25 protein-coding genes, 1 tRNA gene and 3 pseudogenes are annotated in these 24,062 nt (G+C 63.9%); 15 read left to right on the forward strand and 14 right to left on the reverse strand.

Going from position 1 to position 24,062, the window contains the following annotated elements; translation table 11 throughout:
• Window positions 1-135: 135 nt before the first annotated feature.
• Window positions 136-387 carry a hypothetical protein gene (locus BLT81_RS10455; RefSeq protein ID WP_155860796.1) on the reverse strand — a complete coding sequence of 84 codons (252 nt, stop codon included), beginning with the start codon at window positions 385-387 and terminating at the stop codon, window positions 136-138.
• 432 nt (window positions 388-819) lie between these two features.
• A complete protein-coding gene (locus BLT81_RS10460) occupies window positions 820-1,023 on the reverse strand; it encodes a hypothetical protein (protein WP_019193631.1) in 204 nt (67 codons plus the stop codon).
• Between the two features lie 190 nt (window positions 1,024-1,213).
• On the opposite strand from BLT81_RS10460, the pseudogene BLT81_RS10465 reads away from it, so the two are divergent.
• From BLT81_RS10465 to BLT81_RS10475, 3 genes and pseudogenes are all read left to right on the forward strand, one after another.
• Window positions 1,214-1,684: pseudogene (locus tag BLT81_RS10465) on the forward strand (ABC transporter ATP-binding protein); the annotation flags it as partial.
• Between the two features lie 237 nt (window positions 1,685-1,921).
• Window positions 1,922-2,815, forward strand: a complete 894-nt coding sequence (locus BLT81_RS13420) for a serine hydrolase domain-containing protein (RefSeq protein ID WP_081582866.1) — start codon at window positions 1,922-1,924, stop codon at window positions 2,813-2,815.
• 108 nt (window positions 2,816-2,923) lie between these two features.
• A complete protein-coding gene (locus BLT81_RS10475) occupies window positions 2,924-3,169 on the forward strand; it encodes a hypothetical protein (RefSeq protein WP_019193629.1) in 246 nt (81 codons plus the stop codon).
• A gap of 34 nt (window positions 3,170-3,203) precedes the next feature.
• Here BLT81_RS10475 and BLT81_RS10480 read toward each other — a convergent pair whose 3' ends face one another.
• The 7 genes from BLT81_RS10480 to BLT81_RS10510 are packed head-to-tail and all read right to left on the reverse strand — an operon-like array spanning window position 3,204 to window position 8,558.
• On the reverse strand, window positions 3,204-3,863 hold the full coding sequence (locus BLT81_RS10480) for a helix-turn-helix transcriptional regulator (protein WP_019193628.1): 660 nt from the start codon (window positions 3,861-3,863) through the stop codon (window positions 3,204-3,206).
• Window positions 3,860-4,624, reverse strand: a complete 765-nt coding sequence (locus BLT81_RS10485) for a class I SAM-dependent methyltransferase (protein WP_019193627.1) — start codon at window positions 4,622-4,624, stop codon at window positions 3,860-3,862. Before BLT81_RS10485 ends, BLT81_RS10480 begins: the two co-directional genes overlap by 4 nt.
• Window positions 4,621-5,172 (reverse strand): hypothetical protein, encoded by a 552-nt coding sequence (locus BLT81_RS10490; RefSeq protein WP_019193626.1) that lies wholly within the window; start codon window positions 5,170-5,172, stop codon window positions 4,621-4,623. The genes BLT81_RS10485 and BLT81_RS10490 overlap by 4 nt, the downstream gene beginning before the upstream one ends.
• Complete coding sequence (locus tag BLT81_RS13425; RefSeq protein WP_081582865.1) at window positions 5,169-6,050, reverse strand: alpha/beta fold hydrolase; 882 nt, start codon at window positions 6,048-6,050, stop codon at window positions 5,169-5,171. The genes BLT81_RS10490 and BLT81_RS13425 overlap by 4 nt, the downstream gene beginning before the upstream one ends.
• Before the next feature lie 6 nt (window positions 6,051-6,056).
• Window positions 6,057-6,917: a hypothetical protein gene (locus tag BLT81_RS10500; RefSeq protein WP_019193624.1), complete on the reverse strand. Its 861-nt coding sequence runs from the start codon at window positions 6,915-6,917 to the stop codon at window positions 6,057-6,059.
• 22 nt (window positions 6,918-6,939) lie between these two features.
• A complete protein-coding gene (locus BLT81_RS10505; protein ID WP_019193623.1) occupies window positions 6,940-7,647 on the reverse strand; it encodes a hypothetical protein in 708 nt (235 codons plus the stop codon).
• 23 nt (window positions 7,648-7,670) lie between these two features.
• Window positions 7,671-8,558: an ABC transporter ATP-binding protein gene (locus BLT81_RS10510; protein ID WP_019193622.1), complete on the reverse strand. Its 888-nt coding sequence runs from the start codon at window positions 8,556-8,558 to the stop codon at window positions 7,671-7,673.
• 167 nt (window positions 8,559-8,725) lie between these two features.
• On the opposite strand from BLT81_RS10510, the gene BLT81_RS10515 reads away from it, so the two are divergent.
• Genes BLT81_RS10515 through BLT81_RS10525 form a run of 3 tightly spaced genes read left to right on the forward strand, consistent with a single transcriptional unit; the run spans window position 8,726 to window position 10,700 of the window.
• Window positions 8,726-8,977 (forward strand): hypothetical protein, encoded by a 252-nt coding sequence (locus BLT81_RS10515; RefSeq protein WP_019193621.1) that lies wholly within the window; start codon window positions 8,726-8,728, stop codon window positions 8,975-8,977.
• A 16-nt stretch (window positions 8,978-8,993) separates the two neighbouring features.
• On the forward strand, window positions 8,994-10,091 hold the full coding sequence (locus BLT81_RS10520) for a histidine kinase (RefSeq protein ID WP_081582864.1): 1,098 nt from the start codon (window positions 8,994-8,996) through the stop codon (window positions 10,089-10,091).
• A 3-nt stretch (window positions 10,092-10,094) separates the two neighbouring features.
• Entirely contained in the window at window positions 10,095-10,700 is a 606-nt protein-coding gene (locus tag BLT81_RS10525; protein ID WP_019193619.1) for a response regulator, read from the forward strand.
• Window positions 10,701-10,722: 22 nt separating this feature from the next.
• Here the strand turns inward: BLT81_RS10525 and BLT81_RS10530 are convergent, their stop codons facing one another.
• Together BLT81_RS10530 and BLT81_RS10535 are read right to left on the reverse strand one after the other, a co-directional pair.
• Window positions 10,723-11,055 (reverse strand): hypothetical protein, encoded by a 333-nt coding sequence (locus BLT81_RS10530; RefSeq protein ID WP_019193618.1) that lies wholly within the window; start codon window positions 11,053-11,055, stop codon window positions 10,723-10,725.
• Window positions 11,037-11,567, reverse strand: coding sequence for a thiol-disulfide oxidoreductase DCC family protein (locus BLT81_RS10535; RefSeq protein WP_081582863.1), 531 nt, complete (start codon window positions 11,565-11,567; stop codon window positions 11,037-11,039). The genes BLT81_RS10530 and BLT81_RS10535 overlap by 19 nt, the downstream gene beginning before the upstream one ends.
• 807 nt (window positions 11,568-12,374) lie before the next feature.
• Here BLT81_RS10535 and BLT81_RS12785 point away from each other — a divergent pair.
• Window positions 12,375-12,551 (forward strand): annotated as a pseudogene (locus BLT81_RS12785) (IS256 family transposase); the annotation flags it as partial.
• Window positions 12,552-13,106: 555 nt separating this feature from the next.
• Here BLT81_RS12785 and BLT81_RS10545 read toward each other — a convergent pair.
• Window positions 13,107-13,571 carry an ATP-binding protein gene (locus BLT81_RS10545; RefSeq protein WP_231908941.1) on the reverse strand — a complete coding sequence of 155 codons (465 nt, stop codon included), beginning with the start codon at window positions 13,569-13,571 and terminating at the stop codon, window positions 13,107-13,109.
• A 329-nt stretch (window positions 13,572-13,900) separates the two neighbouring features.
• Here BLT81_RS10545 and BLT81_RS10550 point away from each other — a divergent pair.
• Window positions 13,901-14,017, forward strand: a pseudogene (locus BLT81_RS10550) (DNA-binding response regulator); the annotation flags it as partial.
• Between the two features lie 37 nt (window positions 14,018-14,054).
• Here BLT81_RS10550 and BLT81_RS10555 read toward each other — a convergent pair.
• Window positions 14,055-14,429, reverse strand: coding sequence for a hypothetical protein (locus BLT81_RS10555; RefSeq protein WP_019193615.1), 375 nt, complete (start codon window positions 14,427-14,429; stop codon window positions 14,055-14,057).
• 290 nt (window positions 14,430-14,719) lie between these two features.
• Window positions 14,720-14,804 (reverse strand) — tRNA-Leu (locus BLT81_RS10560).
• 222 nt (window positions 14,805-15,026) lie between these two features.
• Between BLT81_RS10560 and BLT81_RS10565 the strand changes: the two genes are divergently transcribed.
• Genes BLT81_RS10565 through pknB form a run of 7 tightly spaced genes read left to right on the forward strand, consistent with a single transcriptional unit; the run spans window position 15,027 to window position 24,049 of the window.
• Window positions 15,027-15,914, forward strand: a complete 888-nt coding sequence (locus BLT81_RS10565; protein ID WP_040420973.1) for a DUF3662 and FHA domain-containing protein — start codon at window positions 15,027-15,029, stop codon at window positions 15,912-15,914.
• A gap of 8 nt (window positions 15,915-15,922) precedes the next feature.
• Window positions 15,923-16,369, forward strand: coding sequence for an FHA domain-containing protein FhaB/FipA (locus tag BLT81_RS10570; RefSeq protein ID WP_019193613.1), 447 nt, complete (start codon window positions 15,923-15,925; stop codon window positions 16,367-16,369).
• Window positions 16,366-17,793 carry a PP2C family protein-serine/threonine phosphatase gene (locus BLT81_RS10575; protein ID WP_019193612.1) on the forward strand — a complete coding sequence of 476 codons (1,428 nt, stop codon included), beginning with the start codon at window positions 16,366-16,368 and terminating at the stop codon, window positions 17,791-17,793. The genes BLT81_RS10570 and BLT81_RS10575 overlap by 4 nt, the downstream gene beginning before the upstream one ends.
• Before the next feature lies 1 nt (window position 17,794).
• On the forward strand, window positions 17,795-19,150 hold the full coding sequence (locus BLT81_RS10580) for an FtsW/RodA/SpoVE family cell cycle protein (protein WP_019193611.1): 1,356 nt from the start codon (window positions 17,795-17,797) through the stop codon (window positions 19,148-19,150).
• The gene (locus tag BLT81_RS10585; protein ID WP_019193610.1) at window positions 19,147-20,580 is read left to right on the forward strand and encodes a penicillin-binding transpeptidase domain-containing protein; all 1,434 of its coding nucleotides are present in this window, start codon (window positions 19,147-19,149) and stop codon (window positions 20,578-20,580) included. Before BLT81_RS10580 ends, BLT81_RS10585 begins: the two co-directional genes overlap by 4 nt.
• The gene (locus BLT81_RS10590) at window positions 20,580-22,082 is read left to right on the forward strand and encodes a serine/threonine-protein kinase (RefSeq protein ID WP_019193609.1); all 1,503 of its coding nucleotides are present in this window, start codon (window positions 20,580-20,582) and stop codon (window positions 22,080-22,082) included. The genes BLT81_RS10585 and BLT81_RS10590 overlap by 1 nt, the downstream gene beginning before the upstream one ends.
• Complete coding sequence (gene pknB, locus BLT81_RS10595) at window positions 22,079-24,049, forward strand: Stk1 family PASTA domain-containing Ser/Thr kinase (RefSeq protein WP_019193608.1); 1,971 nt, start codon at window positions 22,079-22,081, stop codon at window positions 24,047-24,049. The genes BLT81_RS10590 and pknB overlap by 4 nt, the downstream gene beginning before the upstream one ends.
• Window positions 24,050-24,062: the final 13 nt, after the last annotated feature.

The following is a 24,062-nucleotide window of genomic DNA, read 5'->3' on the forward strand; positions in this document are numbered from 1 at the left end:
TCAGGCAGGCACGAAGTCCAGCACCCGAGGTAATGGAAAGGCGAGCGGCGACGCTGCTGATGAGCTCGATGCGCGGAGCTTCGCGGGTGAAGAGGAGTGAGTATGGTCACGAACCGTCACGCTTTTGTTGCGCCTTTAGATTGGCGTCGCCGCCTTCACGGGGCTCAGTGATTGTAGCGCGCCCAGCCCAGTAGGTCTTTTGTACTCCGCGGGAGGGAGCATGCGCAGGGTAAAATGCGATCGTCGGTTGTTGTGACACTGCACCGGCGGCATAGTCGCAAGCCCGACATCCACGATCGACTCCGTCAGCGCATTGTCATAGGCATCACCCACGCTGCAGACCTGCGGCGCGATCTCCTGCACGGCTACGTTGTCGGTGAATTCCACCGCCGTGTACTTAACCGCCGGCACCCGAGTGGTGGGTTCGGTCGCATTCCCACAACGCCAGGCGCAGCGGGGCGAGCACCAGTTCCACCCCGCGAAAGGTCTGGGCATGACAGCCGACGATGAAGGCGACACACATCCGGTTGCCGGGCTTGGGCGGTGACATCCCTTTTGGGCAGACCCGGGGCACTCACCCCGGGCCCCAGGAATCGTTATGCGGGGTTTTATCCGGCGCCTGGAGATACCGCCCATCCCGGCTACTCACGTCAAACGGTTAACGGCCCAGTGCGCCACCGAGTAACCCTGTCTGCGCCGGTAGAACCCCGTCACAACCTGCGCGCCTTGCGTACGCAGGCACCACACGCTGGCTCGACGGCGAAGAAGCCGATGGCGTTTTTCAGTATCTCCTCAGCCGCCCGCAGCCGGGTCACTTCCTTATTCCTCCTCGGTGGTGACACCGGGCGCGTGGTCGGCGTCGACCTCAGCCTGCTGAACCCAATTACGCAGCGTTTCTCGGAAAAACTCCCATCTAATCACCATGGCCATTGACGCCGCAGCCAGCAAACGGGAATCAACACGGCGCTGCCGGACCAGCCGCACGGGCCGACCCGTGAACTCGAGGTCGTAAGACTTCTTCACGGCGCTGTTCCTTCCCCATTGGAAGGCGGCAAAAACCATGACGGTTCAGTTCGAGGCGTTGCCCCCGAAGGCCGTTAATCAAGCAATTGTGCGCGCCACCCCGACCGTCGCTGCTCGCTGACAAATGTCACACAGAATTCGTGACAAGCATCCCTACCGGCGGAAACGCCACCCAGGCACGCTGGTAAACATGAGCACGGTCATTGAAGTAGACAAACTCACCCGAAAATACGGCGAGTACACCGCCGTGGACTCGATCAGTTTCTCGGTCCACCCCGGAGAGGTCTTCGGCCTGCTAGGTACAAACGGGGCGGGCAAAACGTCAGCTCTCGAGGTAGTGGAGGGTCTGGCCAAAGCTGACGGGGGCAGAGTGCGTATCAACGGAATGGACCCCTACCAGCAGCACGCCAAGGTGCGCCCGCGCCTGGGGATCATGCTGCAATCGGGAGGGCTGCCACAGGCGCTGACGGTAAAGGAATCGCTGGCAATGTGGGCGGGCACCTGCTCTACGCCGCGACCGGTTGGCGAAGTCATGGATGAAGTGGAGCTAAGCCACCGCGACGACGTCACGGTGGGCGCGCTTTCCGGGGGAGAGCAGCGCCGCCTCGATTTGGTGTGTGCGCTGCTCGGCGAACCTAGCGTGCTCTTCCTCGACGAGCCGAACATGCTCAAGGGAGATACCTACTGTGCGCGCCCTCAGCCTATCGGATATGACTCGGCAGCGTAAGCGGTCGGAAAGCTTGACGCGATAGAGAAAGCCTTGGCCCCGCCAAGCATGCGTGAGCTGAACTGGAGCCGATCAGGAGGCAGCGACCATCCCTCGCATCCACAGTTCTGTTGATGTCGACTCCCGCGCCTGGAACTATGGTTTCTGTTGTGAGAGGCGTGGATAAGTGTTATGCGTGATAGTCGGCGGCTATACGCCGTGCGCAGCAGTCAATCCGGCTCGCGCGAGGTTCTAAGTCACAGCTCCATCTATCGCGGTGGAGCGCTTGTAGAGTGGGCCTCCCTCACCAAGCCCGTCACCGCACGTCTCGCGTCTGTATTGGCGGAAGAAGGACAGCTCCCACTGTCAACTCCGGTGAGCGATCTAGTGCCTGAACTGACCGGCCTCAATGCAACTTTGCAAGACTTGATCTTTCATCGCTCAGGACTGCCGCATATTCATCCCGGCGCGCGGTCGTGGTTGCTGCATGATCCTTATGGGGAGGTTGACGCTTCGACACTCTTAACTAGCCTGACCGCCTTGGATAGGCCAGTGAGTCCGTCGGGCTTCGCGTATTCGAACGTTGGATACGCACTGCTTGGAATCGCTATCGAGCGCGCAATGGCGACTGATTGGTTTACCCTCGTTCGTGATTTTGTGCTACTTCCTCATCGGTATCCAACGGTGACGGTCACACCGGAAAGCGGTCAGCCCCTCGCCTCCAGGCTGCTTGGGCTACCTCGTCGTCCTTGGGCAATCTCGACAAGCGCCTATCGCCCCGCGGGAGGGCTATGGTCCACGACGGACGATTTAGTGAGATTCGCAGAAGACTCGTTGGAGTTGGAATCGCGGATTGGCTGGTTTGTGCTGCGCAGGGGCGTTGTGTACCACACGGGACAGGGGCGCGATTCCGGTTCATGCATTGTCGTGGACTTCGAACGCAGAGTCTCAGGCACGGCGCATGCAATGCTTCGAGGGCCGAACGCCACCAAGGAGTATCTCGTAAAGGCGCTGTGGCCCGACATTGCTAAGGATGCGAGCATTCCCTCCAGAAGAAGGATGAGACGCGCGCCACAAGATCCATAGTTCTGTGGATGATGACGAGGGCCAGGCTCCGTAGCCTATGGGTATCGGGGTTGCTCGCAAGGCTTCCCGATAGGCCATCAGCCGACTGACGGACAAAGGAGATCGATCATGAGGAACAACATCACCAAGTTCGCTGACGAAGCGGACCTTCAGCAGGTCGGGTCGCTCTACGGTGACAGCGAGCCGGTGCTCGCAACCATTATCACCACGACGATCACGGCGACGACCGCCACCACCGCAACGACGGCCGCCGGCTACCACAGCTCCCGGCCGGACGAGGTGATGGCAGGCATCGATGAGGACGCCCCCGTCTCGGAGATGCTCGCCGCCCGCAAGGACGCGATGCTCGTCTGAGCCTCGTCCCCCAAGGGAGTCGGACCCCATATCATCAAGGGGTTCGGCTCCCTTTCTGCGTGAGATCTGAACCGTGCGTGGCGGCATCGGCAATCGGCAACGTGGGCGGTATGAAGCCGAGTTCGATAGCTTTGACAACCGCATGAGTTCGATTCCGCGCATCGAGCTTCCGCCGGAGGTTGAGCAGGTGGGTGTGGACCGTCGCGGGAGTGACGAAGAGTTCGGTGGCGATATCAGTATCCGACAGGCCCGCTGACAAGAGGGCGAGCACCTGAACCTCACGTGGCGACAGATGAGGAGACCCGTCGGCGGCTCTTGCTGTCCATGCCGCAGAGGCAGCGAGAATTCGCTGTGAGAGGTACCTGCCTGGTTTAGCTATCGCGTAGACAGCGCTTGTGAGTTCAGCTGCGTCCACAGGAAGACCAATGACCGCTGCCGCGCCGTCATGAAGTGCGTCGACCGCGTAGGTCGGGTCGGCGCAAGCCACAATGACGGGATGCGCGTCAACGACCCGTGAGGCTGCGGTGTGCTTCTGTCTGGTTTGGCAGAAAGTGGCGTAGTCGGCTAGGACAGCATCGATGCCAATGTACTCGTCGCCTTTTCGGACGACGATGGTCTCGCCATCAGGAAGGGCGATCCGGGATGGCAGGATGATGCTATCCGCCTCGGAGTCGAGAATCAACACGGTGATCATGGTGCTCCGTCACGTTCAGTCCGGAGTGTGTAAACCGACACGAAGTTACGGCTGTGTTCGGTGACTGGTGACCGATCGAAGTCGGCGTAACGGTGCGTGAGCTGGAGGCCGGCGGACTCGGCCACGAGATCGAGTTCGCGTGGCGTGAGCCAGTGGCTTTCCTCAGTAATGGTATCGATGCGGTCGGGCCTGGAGACGGCATGGATCTGGGTGACCCTGCACTCGCGACGGTCGGTGATCACTGTGTCGGTCAGCAGCATGGATGGCGCCAGTGGCACCGTTACGGAGAACGGCGACTGTCGTTCCAGATAGACTTGGGGGTCGTATGTCTCGATGACGAGCTTGCCTGTCTGGGTGAGGTTGTTCGCTGCCTGGGTGATGACGCGACGCTGCTCGTCGAGAGCTGGAAGCATGAAGAGCGTGTTGGTGAGGATGAGGACGATGTCGAACTGCTCTGATATCACCGTGCTGCGGAAGTCGCCGTGGACACCTGTGACGGGCAGCCCCTGAATGCGAGATGAGAGCACATCGAGCATCGCGACGGAGGAGTCGATGCCGGCCACCTCATACCCGGAACGGGCCATCGGGAGCGCGAGGCGTCCGGTTCCGATGCCGTACTCAAGCACGCGGGCTGCCGCTGGGTCGAGCTGACGACAGAAATCCGGAAGCAGATGGACGTCACTGCGACCGGCGTACATGAGATCGTAGACGTCGATGAGTTCGTCACCATAGCTCCCGGTTGACGGGTCTGCTGTGGTCATGATGCCACCTCGATTCGGTGGAGGTCGGATAAGAACAAGGGGTCAGGGATCACTGTCGGCTCGTACTCGGCGGCCCGAATGATGAGGAACTGCACCCTCCTGGCCCCTTCTGGGGCCACGACTTGATGCGTGACGACGTTCAAGAGCGCGAGGTAGGCCGGGGTGATTTTCATTGAGGCCAGGTTCTTCGCGGCTTTCGTCGTCTGGATCAGCTCGCTGACGGCATCGAAGAGGCCCTTCTCGCTTCGCCGATGGGGTGCCCAGATGAGGTGAAGCAGCGAGCGTCGTTGTGAGAAGCCGATTTCCTGCCAGGGGGTCAGTTCCTCCTCGAGTTCGTGCCGATAGAGAAGGTGATACTCATGCTCGGCCGGTGCCGGGGCGAAGAATCGCCAGTCCGGTACGTAGAGCCCGGTCGGGTCAACTCGACGCACGAGCTTCTCGCCCCTGCCGAGTTGGACGGCGATCGTCGCGGCGGCCCAGATCGTGACCGGCGCGGCGAACAAGATTGTGGATAGGCGTCCGCGCTGGCTGGCTGTTGCGGTGTTCATGACGTCTCCTTCTGCTGTGGGACCATCGACAAGATCGCGCCTGCGGTCTTGCCAGCGTGGAAGGGGTTCATGACGATGCCTTGATGGGTGGCTTCTGGGACGATGTGATGTCGACCGACAGCGCTCAGGGCCGCGAGTTCGCGCTGCAATACCCTATGTGAAGGGTCATCGTAGGCGACCGAACCAGCAGTGAGTACTGTCAGCGGAGTACCGTCCAGGCGATGGTTCGCGGCGTCAGGCGCCCATGCGCGTGTGCTCTGGTCAACCTCGGCCAATGCGGCCCGCATGCCTCGTGGGCTTGTCGCCATGCGGTATGTGAGCTCGTCGTATGGCGGGGGAAGCATCTCGACGTCCGTCCCGGCGATGTCCGGACGAGGGTGTCGGTGTGCCCGGCGGAGCTGGTGCCGCAAGTTCCTCAACGCTTCTCGCTGGCGAGATGAGCGGAGGTGCTGCTCGGGGTGAGTGCAATCGATGAACACGACTCCGGCAATCTGCTTCGGGAATCGTCCAGCGAATGACAGTGCGAGCAGTCCACCTACCGAGTGAGCTACGAGTACGACGGGAGCGGTCGTAACGGAACCGATTAGTTCGCTAAGTAGAGCTGCCTGTGCCTCGCTGTTCAGGGGGCCTCGCGCCGGTGGAGACCATCCGACGCCTGGGCGGTCGTAGGCGAGTGAGCTGACCCCGTTTCCTGCGAGGATTCTCTGTACGGTGACCCATTCGGTGCAGGGGCAGCCGAGGGCGGATTCGAAGACGACTTTCGGGGTGCTGCCGCCTGGTTCGAGGTGAGTGAGGACATGCACGGAGCGGCCTGTCACAGTTACGAATGCACCTGGAAGAGGGGAGGCCGGGGCGGTTGGATCGAGACGAGGGGTCATTGCTGGTTACTTTCGTGATTGCTCTTGCCATGCCTGGCGGAGGAACGCTGCGTTGTGTTCGACGTGGGGGTATGTGCCGAGAAACGCCCAGAAGAACCGATTGAGGCCCATGAAGCGCGCGTTGCCGACATGGAAACCTGCGGCGACGAGGAACTGTGCTCGCCGTGCGACGGGCGGCAGGGCGAGGATGATGGGGAAGATGGTCTCGGCCACGATCACGGACCACGCCAAGGTCAGCCGTGCCCACCGATGACGGTGGACGAACTGATACAGCCACTCGTCGCCGTACGTCTTGGTCCGGAAGATCCCTTCGATCGCAGAGCCGTCGCGCCATACGGGTGACCGCAACTTCGCGACGCCGGCTGAGAAGTAGGACAGCACGCTTTGGAACGCCACGAACCCCGACATCACGTCTTGCTGTTGAGGCGTCAGGCGCGGAGTCTCAGCGATGGCCGTCGATGCTGCGGAGATGAAGGACATCTGATCCGAGCCATCGGAGCCGTAGGAGGATCGGTAGCTCTTCACGAGCAAAAGGCCTGAGAGGGCGAACAATGACACGAGGCGTGACTTGGATCGACGAGGCGCGACGATCACCCCGAGTGAAGCCAGGGCACGTGCGCCAACTAACCAGCGGTATCGGGGGTGTCCAAGAGTTCTCAGCGGCTTATCGAGCTTCGGGTGGCTCAACGCTCGAAAGGCGGTGCGTCGAATAGGCCAGGAGAACAGACCTGTGTCGCTCATCTCCCGTGAGCGGGAAAACTCTTCGGCGGCGCTGATGAACGTGCCGACGGCGGTGATCCTGCTCCCCGCCGAGAAAGCGCGGGCCGTGTCTGATACGGGGTCGCGATGAGGGCTCTTGGTGAACATGTGCTTGCTCCGATCTTGAGAATTAGCGGCGGGGCTCCCAACGGAAGAGCTGACTTGCGACGACGAACGCGACGAAGACCCAGGCCAGCGTCGGCAAAAGGAGGGCGAGCATTGAGGCTGGTTCGATGCCATTCCAGGACGCGATCACCAGCTCCGTGAGTGCGCCACCGGGGATGAGCCGCTTGACCATGAGAAGGTCCTCGGTCCCGGTGAAGGCGATCCACATGGCGACACCGACGGTGATGATGAAGACCGGCAGAGAGGTCACTTGCGCGTGATCGGGCGAGTTCGTGAATCCCGACGTGGCCACGGCCAATCCGAGGAAGAGCGCTTCGATGGTCACGACGCAGAGGATGAGTCCGACGAAGTTGGCGGGCATCTGGTCGATCAGTGCCAACGCGGCAAGAATGACGGCGAGTTGGACGACGTTGATCACGACCAAAGGCACCAGTATACCGGCGACAATTCCGGCGTCCCCAGCCGCTGTGGAACGAAGCCGCTTGAGGAAGAGGGTCTGGCGTCGCGACGCCAGGGTGGTGGTCGCGGTGATGTACGTGCCCATCGCTGGGACGACGACGGTGACCAGTGCTGCCACGACGGCTGAACCTCCGAAGTTGTCTCGTGTGGCAATTAACACGACAGCGAAGAATAGGGGCACGAGCACCGCGGTGGCCGCTACAAGGCGGTTTCGGAAGAACTGGGTCAGTTCACTGAGAGCAATAGCGCGCATTCTAGGCTCCTTTGTTTCGTCGGTCAGTCGTTCAGGGCGCGGAAGACGTCGTCAAGGCTGGTGGGACCCGCTGCGAGGTCGTCGAAAGCAATGGAGCGTTCGGCGGCCCAATTGAGCAGTAGGTGGAGATCCCGTTGCAAATCCTGGGTCTCAATCACCCACGCGGATTCGCCAGCCGAGTCGCGGCGAACGGCTCCCCTCGGTGTGGCGGTGCCGGGTGGGAGGCGGAAGGTAATGGTGGCCGGCAGCATCTGCGTGAGTTCGGTGACGGTGCCTTCCATGCGCAACTGGCCTCGATGCATCACACCGATTCGGTCGGCATACTGTTGGGCTTCTTCGAGGTAGTGTGTGGTCAGGACGATCGTTGTTCCGCCGTGGCGCATCTGCGTGACGGCAGCCCACAGGGCGTCACGCGCGTGGATATCCAACGCGGTGGTCGGCTCGTCGAGAAAGATCAAGTCAGGGCTGCCGAATATCGCGGTTGCGAAATCCAATCGACGCTTTTCACCACCAGAAAGCTGAGCGACCTTCGTGGTGCGTTTCGCCGTGAGATCTGCGACAGCGAGAACGCGATCCAAATCATCGCTGCGGCGAGTGAGGCGGCCAATGAGACGGACGGTCTCACTGACAGTAAGGTCAGGAGCGAATCCGCTTTCTTGAAGCATGATCCCCACTCTCGGCCGCACACGCCGCCGATCAGTGGGATCGAGGCCGAAGACTCTCACCGTACCGCGTGAGGGTTTCCGGTGCCCCTCAATCGTTTCGAGGGTTGAGGTCTTTCCCGCCCCATTCGTTCCGAGCAGCGCGTACAATTCGCCCGGCGCGACCGACAGGGTTATGTCTCGAACTGCCTCATAAGAACCGTAGCTGACGGCGAGATCATTGATTTCAATCACTGGTTTTTCACCCATGCCACTACCTAACTTCGGAAGTCGCTAGTTCGACAGTTCTGCGGCGTCACCAATAATGAGTGACATCCGCGACTCACGGAAGTGACGCAGCGTCACTGTTGCTGCCGGGAAGATCGACATAGGGTAAAGATGCCCTAACGCCCCGGTTGTCTGAAAGGAACGTACTCATGAGAGCTATTCAGTATTTACTCGCGCTTGTAATCATTGCAGCAGGCGTCATCAGCACCATCATGTTGTTAGAGCTGATTCCCGCGACGCGGGACCTGCTACCGGGTTGGGTCGCGGACTGGCTTCCGAGTTTCGACAGCCCTGGCGCAGCCTGGCTGATTGCCGCCGCTGTGACTGTTATCGTCGCAGCAGCGTTCGCCTCATGGGCACTGCAGCAGACCATTGAGCGGCAGAAATCAGTCCAACAGTGAAGGGCAGCCATCAACGATGAGCCGTAGGGAATCGACCCCACTGGCTCGTATGCGGTCGATCGCCACCCTGACCTTTGTGGTGGCCGTGGGAATCGCGGCTGGCGTCCTGATCGTGGTTGGGTCCACGACAATATGGCAGCCGCTGATAGCCGCCCCGAGTATTGCCGTGGCAGTCTGGGAGGCGGCCAGATGGCATACCCCCCTGAATTTACGGGTGGCGATGATTGGCCTCGTCGTCACCGAAATAACCTGGCTTTTTGGCGCGCTATTCACTCTTGGGCCGGTGTTTGCCTTAGGTTTCTGCGTAGTGGGTGCCGTGACAATTTCCAAACTCCCCCGGTGGCAAGGCCCCGCCGCTGGTCTGCTCATGGTTGTCGTCCTCGCTACTGGCCTACTCACCCTTATCGGCGGGCCGGAGGTCTCCGGCCCATATTTGCTTATCGCCATCGGTGGAGCCGCTCTATTTACTGTCGTATTCTGCCTTAACGCAACCGCATGGCGGCTGTTCACCGAGCTCGACGCGAAGCGGCAGACCGAGGTTGAACTGGCTTTGATGAAAGAACGCGTCCGGTTCGCAAGCGACCTGCACGATATCCAGGGTCACACGCTACATGTGGTCAAACTGAAAACAGCACTGGCCCAGAAACTCGTCGGCGAGGATCCATCGCGAGTAGACAAGGAACTCCGACAGGTACAGGAGCTGATTTCCGAGACGATATCGCAGACGAATACGTTAGCGTACGGCAACAGACGTCTGACTCTTTCCGCCGAGATTGAAAACGCTAAAAATCTTTTCGAAGCAGCGGGTATCCGCGTAAATGTCAATCAAGTGGAAAAAATACGTGGTGAGTTCGAGGAACCAATGAGTCTAGTTCTGCGCGAGGCGACGACTAACATCTTGCGACACGCCGAAGCCCGGTCCGTAGGGATTGTGCTGAATCGGGCTTCCATCGCAATCACAAACGACGGGTGTGCCCCCGGGCCAGCACCGCAGTTGCGTGGGCTAGCGGCACTGAGAACGCGCGTTCGTGAACGGGGCGGAGAGATGGAGATAGCAAAATGTGGGAGGTCGTTTGTCACTGCTGCTACGTTCCCCGGCACTGAGAAAGGGTGAAAAATGACCACGCGTATCGTCCTCGCCGATGATGAGAACCTACTGCGCAGCGCCCTCGCTGCCATCCTCCCGCTCGAATCGGACATAACGGTTGTCGCGGAGGCTTCTGACGGCAGCGAAGCCGTAGCCGTGACCCTGCAGCATCGACCCGATGTACTCGTCATCGACATGGAGATGCCAACGATGGACGGGCTCGACGCGACAGAAGCGATACTAGCGGAATGCCCGGAGCAGACGATCCTCATGCTGACTCGCCACGCGCGACCAGGCATCCTTCGCAAAGCACTTGCCTTGGGTGTGCGCGGATTCGTGAGCAAAGCTGCGGAACCCGCACAGATAGGCGAGGTTGTGCAAGCCCTTCATCAAGGACGCCGCTGGATAGACCCTGAAGTGTCCGCGTTAGCAGTCATGGATGACTGTCCGCTGACCGAACGGGAAATTGACGTGCTCAGAGAAACCACCGAAGGGTATTCGGTCGCTGAAATTTCCTCTCGGCTGCACCTAGCAGAAGGTACGGTGCGCAATTATCTATCCCGCGCGATGCAGAAGACACACGCGGCCACACGTCACGAGGCTGCGCGTTATGCCCGGGAGCATGATTGGCTATAACCATGGCTGCCGGTACCGAACTTCAGTAGGCTGGGTCGTTTGGTGGAGCATCCTGGCGGTGCTCGATTCGGCGTGGCCCGTTCTGTAGCACGCGATAGAGAACTTGGCTTGACAAAGCTGCCATCGCGAAGCCCAACGCGCTCGTTACGACAATTCTCATCCACGTCGTCGGACTTCCAGAGCCGCCGACAACGTACACGGAGATCGTGAACGCTACCAGACCCAGCAGCGCCACAACTAGGTGAAAGTAGCGCATTCCTCCGCCCTGCTCCTCCGGCGTGGCGTCTCGTCGATCGAGAAATATCGCAATGAAGAGCATCGGCACCACCTGGATAGTTACGACGAACAAATCCATGCGCGCTCCTCCCCGTCATGCGGCCGATTTGTCGATACGCTGGCTGTTCTGGTCCAACTGATGCTCGCTGACAATCGGCATGACCCCGATGTAGACTGCGCATTGATGCCGCATGATGCGCCCGGTACTGCAGCGCCGCAGTCGTCGGCGTTCGCAGAGCACCATGGTGTCACTCCGCGGAAAAGATAACGTCGCGAAGCAACCCAACCATACACGCGGTCCTGCGCATGTCGGACTCCAGGCAGGCGGTAGAATCGGGAGAACAGCGAAATCCCAAGCGCGGCATCTAGCGCGATGTTGATGGAACCGGCACCACCGTATCGACCAGTACCTGAGATTGCCCACGCCGCGTTCTGGACATCCGGCGGGGTGAGGTCGAACTGATCCAGCACTCCGTCACGTTGAAACGGATGGACTGTGACCCGCCCATTACGATCGAGGCGCTTGATCGCGAGTACGGCGCGTGTGCAAAAACCGCACTGGCCATCGAATACCAAATCAACAGCCGCCATCTCGCCATCACCTTCGGTCCTCAGATGGTACTTGTATCGATGCTCTGATGATATCGCCGGGACGGCGGGGGCACATCCACCATCTTATGGATAGGGCGCAGCGTGCTCTGAAGGCTCACGGACACCCGACTCTTAGGGTCTTAGACTGCCCGCATCGGTCTTAAGGAGGCGGGGCGTGGCTCGGCATCGGAGAAGGAAAAGGCGTGCTCCTCCGAGGCCACGTGACCTCTGCACCGACACCGGGAAGCGGCAGTATGACGACCACGGTGACGCAGCGCATGTCGCGCTGTGGCGGTCGCGTATGCGGGCCCGTTGCGGATCTATGAGTGCCCGTCCTGCGGGTCGTGGCACCTGACTGCCGTTTCCGTGTAGTTGGTAGGGGCAATCTGCGTAGTTGGTAGGGGTTTTCCGGATAGGTGGTAGGGATCCTCTTTTTCGGTCATTTTTGTAGATGACGTCGGCTCAATCTGTGTCGGGGTGTCACCACTTTCTGACTGCAAGGAGGGCCTTTATGGCCAACTTCAGAGACATCATGGCGATGTGTTTGAGCGGAGCGAGCTATGCAGCCATCTCTGCTGCCTTGGAGTGCTCCAACAGGGATATCGCCCCGATGCCAGCTTCCCGGTCCCATACCAGCCGGTCGGGCACGGCTTTGAAGTCACGCTCGATGAGCTGTCACATCCCAGGGTTACGTCCGTTAGCGTGGTGTATCTGTGACTGTCGGTGAGGGGCCTCATGAATGTGTGAGGCGGCCACCGCAGTACCTTTCGAATCAATTCCAACATCTCCTCGAAAGGAATAACCGCGATGGCCGCTGGACCCAATCATATCGACCCGACCGCCTACCTTGATGAGCTGCTCACCCAAGCATCCCCAGATCAGACACACGTCAGATGCTGCAGGACTTCATCAACCAGATCCTTGTCCACCCAAGCAGACAGCGTCTGCGGGGCTGACTACGCCACAGTCAGCGACACCCGCACCAAGGACCTGACCCATCCCAGCTATCAGATCATCAGTTGTGCGAGTCGGAAGCAGACAGGCTGCGGCGAATCGGGAATGCGATGCCGCCATCACCAGCACCGGGAATGGCCGGTGCACACCGCTCGCATCGGGCAACCCGCCGGCGGCAAAAGTCAGGTCACACTGGATTTCACGCCCGGGAAGATGGGTAAGCGTGTCCACGGGGTCTGCGGGAAGATACTCGGGTCGGATCCGGGCAATGTTTTTGCGCAGCCACGATTCTGACCCAGTCCACCCAACGCGTTGTCCGATGACTTTTGCGTTAAGACGTGGAGTTTCAGCCAGCAACGCACGTACTTGTGGTTCAAAGGCGGCGAAACTCGTGGCTCTAGCCCGACGCGGCGGGTACTTCAAACGCGAATCCGAAGCGAGTGCCCGCTCGACAGTCTTCTTCGCGCAACCAACCTCGTTGGCGATCTTGTGTTCAGAAGACCGAAATGGTAGCGGTATGGTGAGTATCTGGTAGCGCCTGAGTGGGTACCCGGTAGCGGTATCTCACTCAGGCGTTGCCGGTTGTTATGCGTTGGTGGTCAGGCGCATGTTTGGTCCTTCGAGTGTGATGATTTCGGCGCCGGAGACGAGTCGGTTGAGGATTGACTCGGAGATCACGGCGTCGGGGATGGACTTGTACCACTCGTGTGGGGTGAACTGTGAGGTCACAATGGTTGAGACTTTGCGTTCCCGCCCGGCGAGGATATTGAGTAGTTGGTGCGCGGTCGCGGCGTCAACAGGTGTGGTGAGAAAGTCATCCAGGACTAGGACGTCGACGTCGTGGAGTTGCTGGATGAACTTCAGCCGTGTGGGGTTATCGGGTTGGAGGACTGCCAGTTCGGCGGCGAGCATGTCGGTGCGGTAGAACCGTGCGGAGTAGTCGTTGCGGCATGCTGCGGTGATGAGTGCTTGGGCGAGGTAGGTTTTACCAACTGAGGATTTGGTTCGCTCGTGAAACCGCGCGGTGCGAGCATCCGAGCTGGTGTTCAATCTGGCGGTAAGAACGCTGCCGAATCAGCAGCGTCATCACCGCACGGTAATCCGTCATAAGCGGACTCCTTCCAGTACGAGCCGCACCCGAGTGGTGCGGCTACCGGAAGTATCACCTTGAGCGCTGTGAGCTGCTACCGGATACTCACTGAAGCGCTACCGGAAAGTCACGACGCTGCTACCAAATAGCCGGTCGCAACAATCTTGCGTATCGATAAACCCTGCCCACGCAGGTAACGGATCTGTGCCCATTGGTCCAAAGAAATCACCCATCCAATCTTTTTCGGATGGGCTACTTTCCGGAGAGCGTTTTGGGCTACTTTTCAAAGAGCGCTGACATCGCCCCCGGCACGACGCGCAACTACCTCTCCTCCGCAATGAGCAAGGTGGGCGCCCACAACCGCTACGAGGCCTACACCCTGGCCCGGGACAGGGGCTGGGTGTAGGCCTCGGGTGCCCACAGCATCTTGGGCCGACGGACTCCTAGGAGGACAGCGGCAGGAAGACCTTGACGGCCTTGAAGATGCCGCTGAAGATCTTCACGATGATGCCGAAGATATCCTCGAACTTCTTGGTACCGGTGGTGGACTCGTCCCAGCCGAAGAACTTGTCGGAGGAGCCGGCGGAGGAGGACTTCTTCTCCCCGGGCTTTTCGCTGCTGCCGCTGCCGGCGCCGTTGTCGGTGTCAGCGCCGGTCTCGGCGCCGGTCTCGGTGCCAGTGCCGGTCTCGGTGCCGGCTGTCTCGGAGGTGAGGGCGGGGTTACCGCTCTCGTCTTCCTGCGCGTTCGCGACGGCCGCGCCGCTGACTGCGATGGTGGATGCGGTGGCGATGGCCAGGAGGGCCTTCTGGATCTTCATGGTGTCTCTCCAGGAATCGGGTGGTCTCTGAAATGTCTTCGGCCCCGCATGTGCAGTGCCGGAACGGAACATTAATGCCGCCTGTGGCGCCAAGGAAGAGGGTTGAGCCCGCGGGGGTGGAGACGAAAGTAGACGATCGGGGCAACGGCGCAGCTGCCGCCGCCCCACGGACTCCGCGGTGCGGGTGTGCACCGAAGGGGAATGGGAGCCCGGAACAGGGTCGGGGGGCCTCACACCAGACACCCTGGGAAAAGAAAAATCGGCCGCCATCGTGGCGACCGATTCGGATCGTGCCCGGGGGGGACTTGAACCCCCACGTTCTTGCGAACACTGGCACCTGAAGCCAGCGCGTCTGCCAATTCCGCCACCCGGGCGGGCGACTTGATTAATATAGCACCCGGCCAGGACGAACTACCAAATCCCATGCCCATCGCGCTTTTTTCGCCGGGGTGGGGTACCTGGTTGTGCCTCGACCCGGCGCTTTCGTCTATGTCGATGGGCGTCGCCCATCTATACTGTCTTGGTTATTGACCGCTCGCGCGGCTGTGAAGATCGTCGATCCGGGTCGTCAGGAAGTGTGGAAGGAGGTGCGGGCCAATGTCATTCATGGACAGGCTGGCCAAACTGGACAGTTCGATGCAGCGCGGCCTGGACAACAGCATGGCCGCGATCTTCGGCGGCAAGGTTGTGCCGGCGGAGATCGAAGAGCTGGTGAAGCAGGAAGCGCAAGACAGCGTCGTCCTGACGGACCAGGACGACCTTCTTGTCCCGAATGTGTACGCGGTCGGGGTGTCCTCGAAGGACCTGGAGAACCTCTCCCAAAGCCCGGACCTTCCCTCGCAGCTGGCGGACCAGCTGACGCGTTACGTGCGCAACCAAGGCTGGTTTCTGGGCGGCCCGGTGGTCGTGCGCGTCGCGGAGGAGTCCGGTCTGCGGACCGGGCAGTTGCGGGTGTCGTCGTACATCGACGCCGCCCCCGACGTCCCCAACGGCTTCGACGCGATCTTTGCGGAACCGACACATGACAACGAGATCGCGGCCGACGCCGGCCGCGAAGAGGAGGATGACATGTCCGACCCCACCACCTCTGGCGAGCCGACAGTAAGCCTGCTGCTCCAAGACGGCTCGTCGCGCACCTACCTCGTGCGCGAGGGTTCCAACATCATCGGCCGCTCCAACGACGCGGACTTCCGCCTCCCCGACACCGGCGTGTCCCGCCAGCACGCGGAGATCACGTGGGACGGCGAGTCCGCCGTTCTGGTCGACCTGCAGTCCACCAACGGCACGACCGTCAACGACGAACCGGTGGAGAACTGGCTGCTTGCCGACGGCGACGTCATCACCGTCGGCCACTCCCACATCGAGGTGCGTATCGTCGAGCCGCAGAAGGGCCTCGCCTCGGACGCGGGCCTCAACCCCGACGACGTGGCCTACCCGAGCACCGAGATGTTCCGCGGCCCGCTCCCGGGCCAGCGAGAATCGTAAGGAGACGCATGGATTCAGCGATCATCCTCGGCTCCCGCTTCGGGCTGCTCATCCTTCTCTGGCTGTTCATCCTGCTCGTCTTGTGGGGCGTGCGCCGAGACGTGTCGGCGGCGTCTGGGGTGCGTCGACAAGCAACTGCGTCTGCCCCCGTTACAAGGGACAAGGCGCGGCAGATCGTGGTGGCCGAGGGCCCGCTGCGGGGCTCGCACATGAGCATCGCCAGCGTCGAGGACATCACCCTCGGGCGCGCCGACACCAACGACTTCGTGCTCGGCGACGACTACGCGTCCTCGCGGCACGCGCGGCTGTTCCGCCGCGGCAGCGAATGGTTCGTCGAGGACCTCGACTCCCGCAACGGCACCTTCGTCCAGGGCACCCGCATTGACCAGCCGGAACGCGTGTCCGTGGGCACGGATATCAAGATGGGCCGCACGATTGTGAGGTTGATGCCATGAGCCTGAAACTCAACTACGTCGCCGCCTCCGACCGGGGCCTCGTGCGCGGCAACAACGAGGACTCGGCCTACGCGGGCCCGCACCTGCTCGTGCTTGCCGACGGCATGGGCGGCCACGCCGCCGGTGAAGTCGCCTCCCAGCTCATGGTGGAGCACATGGAGCACCTCGACCGGGACCCGGCCGACGCCGACGTGCTAGCGCTTCTCGGCGCCGCCGCCGAGGACGCCAACGCCGCGATCGCCCGCTCCGTCGACGACCACCCGGAGCAGGAGGGCATGGGCACGACCCTGACGGCCCTCATGTTCAACGGCACCCAGGTCGGGCTCATCCACGTCGGCGACTCCCGCGGCTACATGCTTCGCGACGCCACCCTCACCCAAATCACCGAGGACGACACGTTCGTGCAGTCCCTCGTCAACGAAGGCCGGCTCGACCCCGAGGACGTGTCCACGCACCCCCAGAAATCCCTCATCCTCAAGGCGTACACAGGCCGCCCCGTCGACCCGCACCTGGAGATGATCCCCGTGCGCGCCGGCGACCGCTTCCTGCTGTGCTCCGACGGCCTGTCCGACCCGGTCACCGCCGACACTATCGAGGAGACGCTGCGCCACGGCACCCCCGAGGCCGCCGCGCAGCGCCTCATCGAGCTCGCGCTACGCTCCGGCGGGCCCGACAACATCACGGTGGTCGTCGCCGACGTCGTCGACAGCGCGGAGGCCGACGGCCCCGCGCTTCCCACAGCCGCCGCTATCGCCGGCGCGCTCGCCCCCGGCTCCGAGCCGACGCACCCCGACTCGGCGGCCAGCCGCGCCGCCGCCCTCGTGCGCTCGGAAAGCGCCCCCTCGTCCGCCGCCGTCCACATGGCCACGCAAAAAAGCCAAAGCGCAGAGAACGCACGCGCCGGACACGCCGGGGACTCCGAGCCCGCCCACCCCGAGGACAGCAGCGACGACGAGGAGCCCCGCCGACGCCACTCGCCGTGGCCCTGGGTCGTCGCTCTCCTCGCCGTCGCCATCGTCGGCGTCGCCGCCGTGGCCTGGTTGGATAGCCGCGCCGAGGACACCTACTTCGTCGAGGCCAACTCCGACAACCAGATCACCATCACGCGTGAGGACGGCTCGCTGTTTTCTGGCCTGCGCTCCGCGGAGCACTCCGAGATGCAGCTCGCATGCATCGACAAAGACAACAACCTCCGCGTCGTTGACACGGGCGCCGAGCCCGAGAACTGCACCGTCTTCACCACCGACGACCTACCCCCCTCGCAGCAGTCCGCCCTCGAGGACTTCCAGGGCGGCACCTACGAGGAGGCCGTCGCCTTGATGAACCGGCTCGCCGACGGCGCCCTGCCGGTCTGCGTCTCCGAAGCGAAAGAACACGACAAGGAAGGTACGGAATCCAGCACCCCCTGCAGGACGGTGAACTAACATGACCCGCTTTTACTCCCGCGGCCGCGAGCTTTTCTTGCTCATCTGCGCGGCCGCGCTCCTGCTACTCATGCTTTTTGGCCTGGAGATGTCGCAGGGGCGCACCCTGTCCACCGAGATGCTCTACCTCGTGGGCGGCTTCGTGCTCGTCTACGCCGTCGCCCACCTGGCCATCTGCGTGACCGCCCCCCACTCGGACCAGCTGATGCTGCCGGTCGTGGCCACCCTCAACGCCATCGGCCTCGTCGTGATCTACCGACTCGACCTCGCCGAGCGCCCCGGCTACGGGCCGCTTGCCGAGCGCCAAGTGCTGTGGTCCCTGGCCGGCGTGATCCTGCTCGTGCTCACGCTCGTGGCGCTGCGCGACCACAAGTCGCTGTCGCGCTACTCCTACCTGCTCGGCCTCGCCGGGCTCATCCTGCTGGCGCTGCCGCTCGTGTGGCCCCAGCCGCCGGAGTTCGCCGACGCGCGCATCTGGATCTGGCTCGGCCCGTTTTCCATCCAGCCGGGCGAGTTTTCCAAGATCCTCCTGCTCATCTTCTTCGCCCAGCTCTTGGCGCAGAAGCGCTCCCTGTTCACCGTGGCCGGGCGGCGCTTCTTGGGTGTAAGCTTCCCGCGCCTGCGCGACCTCGCCCCCATCCTCGTGGTGTGGGCCATCGCGATCTGCATCATGGGCATCTCCAACGACTTCGGCCCGGCGCTCTTACTCTTCGCCACCGTGCTCGGCATGGTCTACTTTGCCACCAGCCGGGCCTCCTGGCTCATCATCGGCGTCGCCCTCGTCGCCCTCGGCGGCTGGGCGGTCTACCAGGTGTCGGACAAGATCCAGGAGCGCGTGAGCAACTTCATCGACCCGCTCGCCCACTACGACACCAGCGGCTACCAGCCGGCCCAGGCGCTGTTTGGGCTCAGCTGGGGCGGGGTGACCGGCACCGGCCTGGGCTACGGCCACCCCGACATGGTGCCGGTAGCGCACTCCGACTACATCCTCGCCGCGCTCGGCGAGGAGCTCGGCTTCGCCGGGCTGGCGGCCGTCATCATCCTCTTCGCCCTCTTCACCACCCGCGGCTTCCGCGCCGCGCTGCAGGTGCGCGACACCTTTGGCAAGCTGCTGGCCGCGGGCCTGGCCACCACCATCGTCATCCAGATCTTCGTCGTCGCCGGCGGCGTCTCCTCGCTGCTGCCGATGACCGGCCTGACCACCCCGTTCATGTCCGCCGGCGGCTCGGCAATCATGGCCAACTACATCCTGCTCGGCCTGCTGCTGCGCATCTCCAACGGCGCAAACAGGCCGTCTGAGCTCGACAACGCTGCGGCCGCCGGCCAGGCCCCGCAGCCCGTGGAGGCAGCCCGATGAACAAAGCCATTCGCCTGGGAGCCTTTGTCTCCCTCATCCTGACCGTCGTCCTGCTCATCAACTTCACGGTGATCCAGGGCTTCCGCGAGGAGCGCTACGCACAGAACCCGCTCAACGCCCGCACCTTCGTCGAAATGAAGCAGATCAACCGCGGCAACATCAACGCCGGCGGCCAGGTCCTCGCCGAGTCCTACAAGGACGACAACGACTTCTACCAGCGCACCTACCCCAACATGCCCGTTTCCTTCGCGCCCGTCGTCGGCTACGTCTCCGACCAGTACGGCACGGCGGGCATCGAGGCCGGCTTCAACTCCGAGCTCATGGGCGAGGACACGCTCGGCGGAAGCCGCTTCGTACGCACCGGGCAGGAAGCGGACAAGGCGGGCAACACCGTCGAGCTCACCCTCGACCCGAACTTGCAGGCTCTCGCCTACGAGCAGCTGAGTAACCCGGGCTACGAGGGTGCGGTGGCGGCCATGCGGCCGTCGACAGGCGAGGTGCTCGCCCTGGCCTCGACCCCCTCCTACGACCCGAACTCGGTGGTCAACCCCGAGACCGCGGAGCAGGCGTGGGAGCAGCTCACCAACGACCCCGGCAACCCCCTGCTCAACCAGGCGACGCAGGAGCAGCTGCCGCCCGGGTCGATCTTCAAGATCATCACCACCGCGGCCGCGCTGCGCAACGGCTACACGCCGGATTCACCGGTCACTGGCGAGGCCGAGATCACGCTGCCGGGCACCAACGCCACCCTGCCCAACTACGGGGGTCAGGCCTGCGCGGGCGGCGGCACGGTCACGCTGCGCACCGCCTTCGCCCTGTCGTGCAACACCGCCTTCGCGGAAACCGCGATGGACTTCGGCCCCGAGCCGTTGCGCGAGGCCGCGGCCGCCTTTGGCGTCGGCGAGCAGTACGACCTGGGGCTGCCCACCGCCGCGGGCTCGCTGGGCGACCTGCCCGGCGCGGCCGAGCTCGGGCAGTCCGCGATCGGGCAGCGCGACGTCACCATGACCGCGCTGCAGGCCGCCGTGATGACCGCGACGGTGGCCAACGAGGGCCGCCGCATGGCCCCCTACGTCGTCTCCCGCGTCGTGCGCCCCGACCTCACGCCCGTGCGCGAGACGCGCCCGCGCGAGATCACCGAGGCCATCACCCCGGAAGAGGCGGCGACGCTGCGCGACCTGATGTTCAGCTCCGAGCGCGCCACCTACGGCTACAACGGCAACGGCTACGCGTCGAAGACCGGCACCGCCGAGCACGGCGAGGACGCCGCCCCGCACGCGTGGTACGTGGCCTTCGACCCGGACAAGGACGTCGCCGTGGCCGTCGTCGTCAAAAACGGCGGCAACCTGGGCGCGAGCGCCACGGGCGGCCAGGTGTCGGCGCCGCTCGGGCGCACCATTCTCAACGCAGCACCGGCAGGAGGGAACTAATGCATACCGACAATAGGGACGAACTGCAGGAACTCGTCGGCCCCGACTACCGGCTGCAATGGGTCATCGGGCACGGCGGCATGTCCACGGTGTGGCTTGCCGACGACCCGACCCACGACCGCGAAGTGGCCATCAAGGTGCTGCGGCCCGAGTTCTCCTCCAACGAGGAGTTCCTCACCCGCTTCCGCAACGAGGCCCGCGCCGCCGAGGGCATCGACTCGCCGAATGTCGTGGCCACCTACGACTACCGCGAGGTGGACACCGGCCACGGGTACGCCATGTGCTTCATCGTCATGGAGTACATCCGCGGCGAATCCCTCGCCGACCTCATCGCGCGCGAAGGCCAGCTCGACGAGGAGCTCGCGCTCGACGTGCTCGAGCAGGCGGCCCACGGCCTCGCCGTCATCCACCGGATGGGCCTGGTGCACCGCGACATCAAGCCCGGAAACCTCATGATCACCCAGAACGGGCGGGTCAAAATCACCGACTTCGGCATCGCCAAGGCCGCCGCCGCGGTGCCGCTGACCCGCACGGGCATGGTGGTGGGCACCGCCCAGTACGTCTCGCCCGAGCAGGCCCAGGGGCTGCGCGTCAGCGCGGCGAGCGACGTCTATTCCCTCGGCGTCGTCGGCTACGAGATGCTCTCCGGCACCCGCCCCTTCACCGGCGACAGCTCGGTCTCCGTCGCGCTCGCCCACGTGTCCAACGAGCCGCCCGCCTTGTCGACCGCGATTAGCGCGCCGGCCCGGGAACTCATCGGCATCGCGCTGCGCAAGGACGCCGCCACCCGCTTCCGCGACGGCAACGAGCTGCAGCTCGCGGTGGCCCAGGTGCGCCGCGGGCAGCGCCCTAGCCAGCCCGGGGGCGGCACCACCACGCTCATCGCCCACGAGCCCTCCGCCACGGAGTCGACGCAGATGCTCGCCTCCGTCGCCCAGCCGACCACGACGAGCCCCGCGCAGCCGCAGAAACGGCCCCCGCAGGGCGAGCTCGCGCAGCAGCAGCACACCGCCGTCGCGCAGCAGGAGGCGCAGCGCCCGGAGGAGCGGGACAAGGAAAACAAGGGCGGCTTCGGCCTCGGCCTGCTCATCGCCGTGCTGGTGCTCCTCGTCGGCGGCGGCCTCGCGTGGGCCCTGACCGTGGGGCCCCTCAGCGGGTCGGGGGAGCCGACGACGACGCGTGAGCCGACCGTCGTCACGCACACGCAGACCGTGTCCCCCTCCCCCGAGCCCTCGACGCAGACGGCGACGACCACCGTGCCCCCGCGCGTGACCACGAACGAGAGAGCACCGGGGACCGTCAGCTTCGTCGAACCGCCGTCCTCGCAGCCCCAGGCTCCCGCGGAGCCCTCCGCCCCGTCGCCCGCGCCCGCCCCCAACGATCCGACGCGAGTGCAGCCGACGAGCGCAGCCCCGACCAACCCCACGACTCCGGCGGCGCCCGACGCGAACGGGCAGGACCCCGACGGCCCGAACGACCCCCAGAATGGCGGTAACTCATGACTCTGATTGCGAACCGCTACGAGCTCAACGAGCCCATCGGCACCGGCGGCATGTCGGACGTCTACGCCGCCACGGACACCGCCCTCGGGCGCCCCGTGGCTGTGAAGATGCTCAAGGTCGACATGGCACGCGACGAAAACTTCCGCGAGCGCTTCCACCGCGAGGCGCAAAACTCCGCGCGGCTGAACCACCCCAACATCGTGTCCGTCTACGACACCGGGTCCGTCGAGCGCGAGGGCGTGGATGTGCCCTACATCGTCATGGAGATCGTCAACGGCCGCACCCTGCGCGACATCGTCCGCTCGGACGGGCCGCTGAGCCCCCGCGCCGCCGCCGAGCTGCTCCTGCCCGTCACCCACGCCCTGCAGGCCAGCCACGACGCCGGGATTATCCACCGCGACATCAAGCCGGCGAACATCATGGTGACCACCACCGGCGCGATCAAAGTGATGGACTTCGGCATCGCGCGCGCCCTCGACGACTCCACCTCGGCCATGACGCAGACCGCCGCCGTGATCGGCACCGCGCAGTACCTCTCGCCGGAGCAGGCCCGCGGCAAGCCCGCCGACGGCCGCAGCGACGTCTACGCCCTGGGCTGCGTCATGTACGAGCTGGTCACCGGCAACCCGCCCTTCGAGGGCGAAACCCCCTTCGCCGTGGCCTACCAGCACGTGCAGGAGGACCCGGAAGCACCGAGCTCCCGCCTGAGCACGCTCGCGGAGAGCGAGGCCGTCAACCTCGACGCGGTGGTGCTCACCGCGATGGCGAAGCACCCCGCGGACCGCTACCAAAGCGCCTCCGAGATGGGCGCTGACCTCGAGCTGCTCGAGCGCGGCGCCGTGACCAGCGCCGCCCGCAACCACCTGTCCTACACCGCGCCCGCCGCCGGCGACGACCCCGACGCCACCGTTGTCACCGGGGCGGCCGTCGGCGCGCGCCCGCCCGCGCCCGCGCAGGACGCCGGCCCGAGCCGCTACGAGGAGCACCGCCGCGCCAACGAGAAGACCAGCGGCAACGGCTGGATGAAGTGGGTCGCGCTCCTGCTCGGCCTCGTTCTCGTCGGCGCCGCGGGCGTGCTGGCCTACAACGTATTCACCGGCCCCGCCGGGGACGGCGAGGTCCAGGAGCAGGCGATCGTCGTGCCCGATGTCGCGGGCGCGCCCCGTGAGGAGGCCGTGGCCCAGCTCGAGGGCCTCGGCCTGCGGGTAGCGGTGAACGAGGCCCCCAGCCCCGACGTCCCGCGCGGGACGGTCATGGCCACCAACCCGACCGCCGGCTCGAAGCTGCAGCCGGGCACCCTCATCACGGTGACGGTCTCCTCCGGCCGCGAGATCACCGACGTGCCCGACCTGACGGGCCTGACCCCGCAGGACGCCGCCCAGGTGCTCGACGACGCCGGGCTGGTGCTCAACACGGACATCCGCGAGGAGCCGAGCGACGACGTGCCGGAGGGCGTGATCATCTCCCAGAACCCCGCGGGCGGCTCCCAGCTGTCCAAGGGCTCCGAGGTCTCCATCGTCGTCTCCACCGGCCGGGAGCAGGTCACCGTCCCCTCCATGGAGGGCCTCAACGCCGAGCAGGCGACCTCGCTGCTGGAGTCCCTCGGCCTCCAGGCCACCGTCACGCAGGTGGATTCGGAGCTGCCGCGCGGTGAGGTCGTCGCCGCCGCCGGCGAGGGCAGCCAGGTCGACCGCGGCACGACGATCGAGCTGCGCGTGTCCAACGGCATGCTCATGAAGATGATCGACATCGCGCGCATGACGCCCCAGCAGGCGGAAAGCGCGCTTCGTGGCGCCGGATGGAACGGCCGCCTCGTCGAGGGCCCGACCGTGCCCACCGGCGCCGTCGTGGACCAGGGCCGCATCGGCCACCAGGAGGTCCCGCCCGGGGAGACGATCCGCAAAGACCAGGAGATCGGCTACAACCTCTGGGAGTTCGACCCCGCGAAGCTGCTGCCCGGCCGCTAGAGCGGGGTGGTAA

The organism is Corynebacterium timonense (assembly GCF_900105305.1).
GTDB classification, from domain to species: Bacteria; Actinomycetota; Actinomycetes; order Mycobacteriales; family Mycobacteriaceae; genus Corynebacterium; species Corynebacterium timonense.

Excerpts from the sequence above, each read along its gene's own strand:
- BLT81_RS13425 (WP_081582865.1), bottom strand. The coding sequence starts at position 6,050 with ATGACCCCTCGTCTCGATCCAACCGCCCCGGCCTCCCCTCTTCCAGGT.
- BLT81_RS10500 (WP_019193624.1), bottom strand. The coding sequence starts at position 6,917 with ATGTTCACCAAGAGCCCTCATCGCGACCCCGTATCAGACACGGCCCGC.
- BLT81_RS10485 (WP_019193627.1), bottom strand. The coding sequence starts at position 4,624 with ATGACCACAGCAGACCCGTCAACCGGGAGCTATGGTGACGAACTCATC.
- BLT81_RS10480 (WP_019193628.1), bottom strand. The coding sequence starts at position 3,863 with ATGATCACCGTGTTGATTCTCGACTCCGAGGCGGATAGCATCATCCTG.
- BLT81_RS13420 (WP_081582866.1), top strand. The coding sequence starts at position 1,922 with ATGCGTGATAGTCGGCGGCTATACGCCGTGCGCAGCAGTCAATCCGGC.
- BLT81_RS10515 (WP_019193621.1), top strand. The coding sequence starts at position 8,726 with ATGAGAGCTATTCAGTATTTACTCGCGCTTGTAATCATTGCAGCAGGC.
- pknB (WP_019193608.1), top strand. The coding sequence starts at position 22,079 with ATGACTCTGATTGCGAACCGCTACGAGCTCAACGAGCCCATCGGCACC.
- BLT81_RS10565 (WP_040420973.1), top strand. The coding sequence starts at position 15,027 with ATGTCATTCATGGACAGGCTGGCCAAACTGGACAGTTCGATGCAGCGC.
- BLT81_RS10590 (WP_019193609.1), top strand. The coding sequence starts at position 20,580 with ATGCATACCGACAATAGGGACGAACTGCAGGAACTCGTCGGCCCCGAC.
- BLT81_RS10510 (WP_019193622.1), bottom strand. The coding sequence starts at position 8,558 with ATGGGTGAAAAACCAGTGATTGAAATCAATGATCTCGCCGTCAGCTAC.
- BLT81_RS10535 (WP_081582863.1), bottom strand. The coding sequence starts at position 11,567 with ATGGCGGCTGTTGATTTGGTATTCGATGGCCAGTGCGGTTTTTGCACA.
- BLT81_RS10580 (WP_019193611.1), top strand. The coding sequence starts at position 17,795 with ATGACCCGCTTTTACTCCCGCGGCCGCGAGCTTTTCTTGCTCATCTGC.
- BLT81_RS10585 (WP_019193610.1), top strand. The coding sequence starts at position 19,147 with ATGAACAAAGCCATTCGCCTGGGAGCCTTTGTCTCCCTCATCCTGACC.
- BLT81_RS10555 (WP_019193615.1), bottom strand. The coding sequence starts at position 14,429 with ATGAAGATCCAGAAGGCCCTCCTGGCCATCGCCACCGCATCCACCATC.
- BLT81_RS10505 (WP_019193623.1), bottom strand. The coding sequence starts at position 7,647 with ATGCGCGCTATTGCTCTCAGTGAACTGACCCAGTTCTTCCGAAACCGC.
- BLT81_RS10475 (WP_019193629.1), top strand. The coding sequence starts at position 2,924 with ATGAGGAACAACATCACCAAGTTCGCTGACGAAGCGGACCTTCAGCAG.
- BLT81_RS10570 (WP_019193613.1), top strand. The coding sequence starts at position 15,923 with ATGGATTCAGCGATCATCCTCGGCTCCCGCTTCGGGCTGCTCATCCTT.
- BLT81_RS10520 (WP_081582864.1), top strand. The coding sequence starts at position 8,994 with ATGAGCCGTAGGGAATCGACCCCACTGGCTCGTATGCGGTCGATCGCC.
- BLT81_RS10530 (WP_019193618.1), bottom strand. The coding sequence starts at position 11,055 with ATGGATTTGTTCGTCGTAACTATCCAGGTGGTGCCGATGCTCTTCATT.
- BLT81_RS10575 (WP_019193612.1), top strand. The coding sequence starts at position 16,366 with ATGAGCCTGAAACTCAACTACGTCGCCGCCTCCGACCGGGGCCTCGTG.
- BLT81_RS10525 (WP_019193619.1), top strand. The coding sequence starts at position 10,095 with ATGACCACGCGTATCGTCCTCGCCGATGATGAGAACCTACTGCGCAGC.
- BLT81_RS10490 (WP_019193626.1), bottom strand. The coding sequence starts at position 5,172 with ATGAACACCGCAACAGCCAGCCAGCGCGGACGCCTATCCACAATCTTG.